This is a genomic window from Flavobacterium nitrogenifigens (assembly GCF_003254565.1).
Classification (GTDB): Bacteria; Bacteroidota; Bacteroidia; order Flavobacteriales; family Flavobacteriaceae; genus Flavobacterium; species Flavobacterium nitrogenifigens.
This window is the reverse complement of sequence record NZ_QJRI01000137.1, coordinates 1-4780: the sequence shown is the minus strand read 5'-3', so window position 1 is coordinate 4780 and position 4780 is coordinate 1. Positions and strand designations below refer to the sequence as shown.

The 4780-nt window shown below is 37.9% G+C and carries 3 protein-coding genes; 1 reads left to right on the top strand and 2 read right to left on the bottom strand.

The annotated features are described in order from the left end of the window. Positions 1 to 657: 657 nt before the first annotated feature. The gene (locus DM397_RS00655; protein ID WP_111375724.1) at positions 658 to 1113 is read left to right on the top strand and encodes a response regulator; all 456 of its coding nucleotides are present in this window, start codon (positions 658 to 660) and stop codon (positions 1111 to 1113) included. A 1202-nt stretch (positions 1114 to 2315) separates the two neighbouring features. Here DM397_RS00655 and DM397_RS00650 read toward each other — a convergent pair. Together DM397_RS00650 and DM397_RS00645 are read right to left on the bottom strand one after the other, a co-directional pair. Then, complete coding sequence (locus DM397_RS00650; protein WP_111375723.1) at positions 2316 to 4034, bottom strand: hypothetical protein; 1719 nt, start codon at positions 4032 to 4034, stop codon at positions 2316 to 2318. Positions 4035 to 4040: 6 nt separating this feature from the next. Continuing rightward, a complete protein-coding gene (locus DM397_RS00645) occupies positions 4041 to 4517 on the bottom strand; it encodes a DUF5675 family protein (protein ID WP_142479125.1) in 477 nt (158 codons plus the stop codon). Positions 4518 to 4780 lie beyond the last annotated feature (263 nt).

Below are 4780 nucleotides of genomic sequence, written 5' to 3'. Positions count from 1 at the left end.
TGCAAATTCTGCTACTGAAAGATATTTCATGTTTTTATATGATTCCGTTATCGGCAAATATAAGGTGAAAGATGATGAAAAAAATATTTTTTTGCCGATAAAAGGAATATGCCGCTGCAAACTCTTGTTTAAAGCTCACCTGTCTTAGGATTTTGCTGCAGTAAAAAAACAAGCTTCCTTTATTATAATTTTTATTTAAACCGCCTTAGATTTTAGCAAAAGCCAAGGCAGCTTCACTATTAAGGGGATAAAAGCGGGATTCGAACAAAATTTCCGTATCCCGCTTTTCTGCTGCATTTCTGATTTGGGCGCATGCCGGAATTCTATAAAGCTTAGGCTCGCGGTTGCTCCAGCCCTCCTAAAATTTTCACTTTTCGGAAGTTCGTTTTTTAACGCTATAAAGCTTTAAAGGTGCCGATTCAAGCCAGCAGCAGATAATTTATGTTAAGGGAATAGGTTGAATATAGTATCCTTTCGATGATTTAAACCGTTTGCGGTAATTTTTCTAAAAATTAGCTGTATCTTTGCTTTTCACCAACCGCTTCGCGGACATAATTCGATCGTTTACCTATTTACAAAAGCTTGTATTGATTTTTAGTATAACCTTTTGCAGATTCGCAGGCTCTTGCCTTGCGAACTGCACTAAATTTGAAAGCGATGTTCCAACAGCAGAATTCCACCAAAATTATTTACCATGCAGATGACGATGAGGATGACAGATTATTGTTCATCGATGCCTTGGATGAGCTCAACCTGCCAGTCAAAGTCCATCAGGTTGAGGATGGGCAGGCGCTTCTGGATGTTCTTTTCCGCAAGGCCGACCAGCTCCCCGAAATTGTATTTTTAGATATCAATATGCCTGGAAAAAACGGCTTTGAATGCCTAGAGGAGCTTCGCGCGGGTGCAGGGCAGTTAGGCGAAGTAAAGGTGGTGATGCTCTCCACGAGCGGCAACCCTGAAAACATTAATCGCTCCTTTGAGCTGGGTGCAGACTTGTACGCCATAAAGCCGAGCACATTTCAGGGATTTAAAACTCTCCTGCAGGACATCATCACTTTAGACTGGACAAGCTTTAAAAATAGGCAGAATTTCCTGCTGTCTGAAAAACAATGATATAGATAGAAAAGGGCAGTGTTTCAAAGCCAGCGGCATAAGATTTTAGAATTCTAACCTTTTGAATTTGAGCAGATTTTAGAATGAATAATTTAAAGATGGGCAGTAATGCCCATCTTTTTTGTTTTAATGTTGCCTTAAATGGGCTAAAATGGGTTAGAATCCGGCATAGTGTTCCAGAGCTGGTGATGGTATGGATTGCCCAAGAATGTTGAGGGATTTAGTCAGTTAGTTTCTTTTCTTCTAGATTGTTTTTAGTTCTTTTTCTCTTTTCTTCTTCTTTTAAGATTGTTTTCTTTTGTTTTTGTTGTGGCCAGCGATAGGAAGATGCCCTGTTCTCTTAGAAATGCTAGTTAAATTCAGAAGCGGGAAAAGGACTCGAACGATGTTTTTTAGCTGATGATCTTAAAATGCTGCTGCAAAACTTTCTTTCTTTCTTTCTTTCTTTCTTTCTTTCTTTCTTTCGCAAGATTTTTTAATTGCGATTTTGGCCGGCGATGCTAAAATTGATTCGGCTAGCGAATTTGTTTAAATGGATAGACTGTTTAAAAGTTCATTAGTTAGTTAGTTAGTTAGTTAGTTAGTTAGTTAGTTAGTTAGTTAGTTAGTTTCTTTTCTTTTAGATTGATTTCTTTTTTTATTTTGGTTTTGGCCGGCGAATGGGAGGTTGGTGGGAGGGAGAGTATATTTAAAAGGTTCCTTTAAGATGGAAGTGCAGAAAATTCAGCTGACATTATATTGTTCTAAGTAATTGCTTATGCTTTGAGCATCTTTTTAAATAGGTATATTCTAGTGGTTATGAAGCAGAAATAACAGCTAGGTTACAACAAGCTAATGTTGATAAAAGAGTTTCAAAATTAGAGGTTTTTGGACTGGTTTTATGGGTTCCGGCCCTAAAAAGGAGAGACTAATTTAGTCTTGAATTAAAGATGCGGCTAAAGAGCTCGAAATTTCTCTGAAGCTTTTTTTTGCATATTTTGAATCTAAAGAAAATTTTATTTGGTTTCCTGCTATAGAATTCGATATTGTTTTGAAACTATAATGCTTAATCTAAAAGAGATGAGCCCGATATAATATCGAGCTCATTATTTTAGATTTAGTTTTTAATTCGTTTAAACTTTTGTCTAATGTCTGGATCTGCTGTCCCTTATTTTCAAAAGCAGTTAAATCTTCAGTAGCGGTTCAGAATTTTTTTGAATGGCTTATTTTATTTCTGGATAGGCCCCTAATGTCACTTCCACATTCTGCTTCTGGTAGATATTAGGATTGGGGCCTACTTGGGCCACTTTGGTGATGTAGATTTTGTCTCCAGGATTATAATGGTTGAGAGCCTCTAAATAGCTTTCAGGGTTATGCACATCGTAAGACCCTATACGGGTAATTAGAGTGCCTGGCAGTATGCTGTTCTTCTGCAAAGCGCTCCCAGCTGTAATTGGCCCGAGAATGATTCCTTGAATATTCTGCATATTTGTGCTATAACCGTTGTAGATTGCTAAAGAATTGTTGAATTCGATAGCATCAATCAAACCCAGTGATGAGACAAAATTAACTGGTTCTTGTACTATGATAGGCTGTATAACGGCGTGCTGGACAGAAATGGTTTTGTTCTGGTTCCAAGTTTGGGTCTTTGAAGTCATCTCTGAACTGTTAAGCACTCTTCTGTAAGAATTTGCTGCATCTGATTTATTGTTTCCCCATCTTACGCCATTGGCTATGAATCCTACGTAGTCATTTTTGTTTAGGGCTGCTACCGCCGCTTCAATATCGGGACTGAGGTTAGGATCATTTTTCTGCAGCATTTCCACATATTTCAAGTGCAGATTCTGCAGTTCTGCATTGCCATCTGCCGCCGCTTTATCTGCCGCCTTGAGATGGTTTTCAATGGCCTGGTCTTGGGTCAGTTTAGGGAAAAATATATTTTCAAATGTCTGTATCATTGAATCATCTGCATCATACATTTCTATAGTGGTATTAGATATGCTGTTATCTGCATATTGCTCGCTAATCTGTTGGTCAAAAGATGTTTTCATTGATTTTCTGCTGCTTCCAAGACCGAGAAATGACCATCCTCCAGATTTTTGTTTGGCGCTGCTTTTATAGGATTCGTTTAAGAAATGGTCTATGGTTCGGGAAGCATCCATTGATGCGCTTATAGTGCTTTTTTTTGAATCTCTGAATTTATAGCTAAAGAATATTTGTGCGTTGCCTTCCGCAATCAGATTTTTTACATATTCATTAGGACTTTCCAATGCAATGCTATTGAATTTTCCTCCAGTAAAAAGTGTCGTGCCTGGCATGCGTTTGGTGTATACCGTTTCGCCTCCCGCTTCAATTATGATTTCAAGCTCATCAAGGGATACAATGGAGGCATCATATAAATTATTATATTCATTGATAAGCTGCTGCTGGGGAATAATCACCGCATTTTCATAATTGGTGGCCATAGTCATAATTTGGTTGTACAGGCTTGGATTTGTGCTAACGGCATTGTTTAATATTGGAAGGCCGGCAGCGTTTCTTGCTATAGGAGGCTTGAAAGCGCCTATCGATGTTTTTTTGCCGATAGCGGCGGTGATGGCGGCTTTCTGACTTTCATTTGGAAGTTTTAGATCTGAATTGACCGGAATAATTATAGTTCGGACGTTGTCGCTGCTTTGGACGGTTTCCTTGCCGCTTTTATCTATGAATTTTATTTTTTTTAAATCAATGCTTAAAATGGGAAGAAGAAATATTTTTGTTCTGGCTCCAGATGGCGCATTTTCATAAAAGCCATGCGTCTTGTAGGGATAATAAGAGCCATTGTTGGCAAGTGCTATAAAACTTTCCACATCAAATTTATTAGAATTTGGACTAACCTGTCCGTTTGCAGGCATGAGCCAAAAACAAGTTAAAAGATAAATCGGTATGTAATGTTTTCTCATAGTTAATTATTTAAAGGTTACGAAAATGGGTTTGTTGGGTGTCGATGATGGGGTATCGGATCCGTAAAATGCTTTTTTTATTTTTAGGTATGCTTGGGAGCTATTCTGCACGCTGCAATGCTCAATTTGAGCTTCTTTACCGACAAGCACGCACCCCTTTATCTCACTGGTATAGTTTCCAATGTGGATCTGCACGCCCGTTCTGTTTGGCACGTTTTCTAGCTGGATTCTCCATTTGTCTGATTTGTCATAACGCAGAATTCCAGCGTATCTCCCCGCAGGCACGCAGCTGATATTGTTTAGATTGTCTGCCCATGGCAGTTCAAGGGTATAGCATAAAACCTCACCATCGGCAACAAGGTACCCCATTGTACAAACTTTAGAAGATAATTGGCGCTGTATGGTTAATTCAAAAGCATTTTGGCTATGGGAACTGATAAAAAAAAGGTTTGTGATTAAAACTGCAATGTGTAGTGTTTTCATATATCAATAATTATTAGGTTGGTTTCAATTGATATTTATAATTCAGCTGTACTATGCTAAATTACAGAAAGCGCTATTCTTTTTTTTAAGTATAAATACCTGATTTAATTGTGTGTGGTAAAGGTACTTGGAAACATACAGAAATTGGCAGCGGTGGGATTAAGTTTGCCATATGCCAATTTATTTTTTTATGGAAGGTTAGTTAGTTAGTTAGTTAGTTAGTTAGTTAGTTAGTTAGTTAGTTAGTTAGTTAGTTAGTTAGT

What these genes read in the sequence shown, in the direction of transcription:
- DM397_RS00655 (WP_111375724.1), top strand. Translation starts at nt 658, where the DNA reads ATGTTCCAACAGCAGAATTCCACCAAAATTATTTACCATGCAGATGAC.
- DM397_RS00650 (WP_111375723.1), bottom strand. Translation starts at nt 4,034, where the DNA reads ATGAGAAAACATTACATACCGATTTATCTTTTAACTTGTTTTTGGCTC.
- DM397_RS00645 (WP_142479125.1), bottom strand. Translation starts at nt 4,517, where the DNA reads ATGAAAACACTACACATTGCAGTTTTAATCACAAACCTTTTTTTTATC.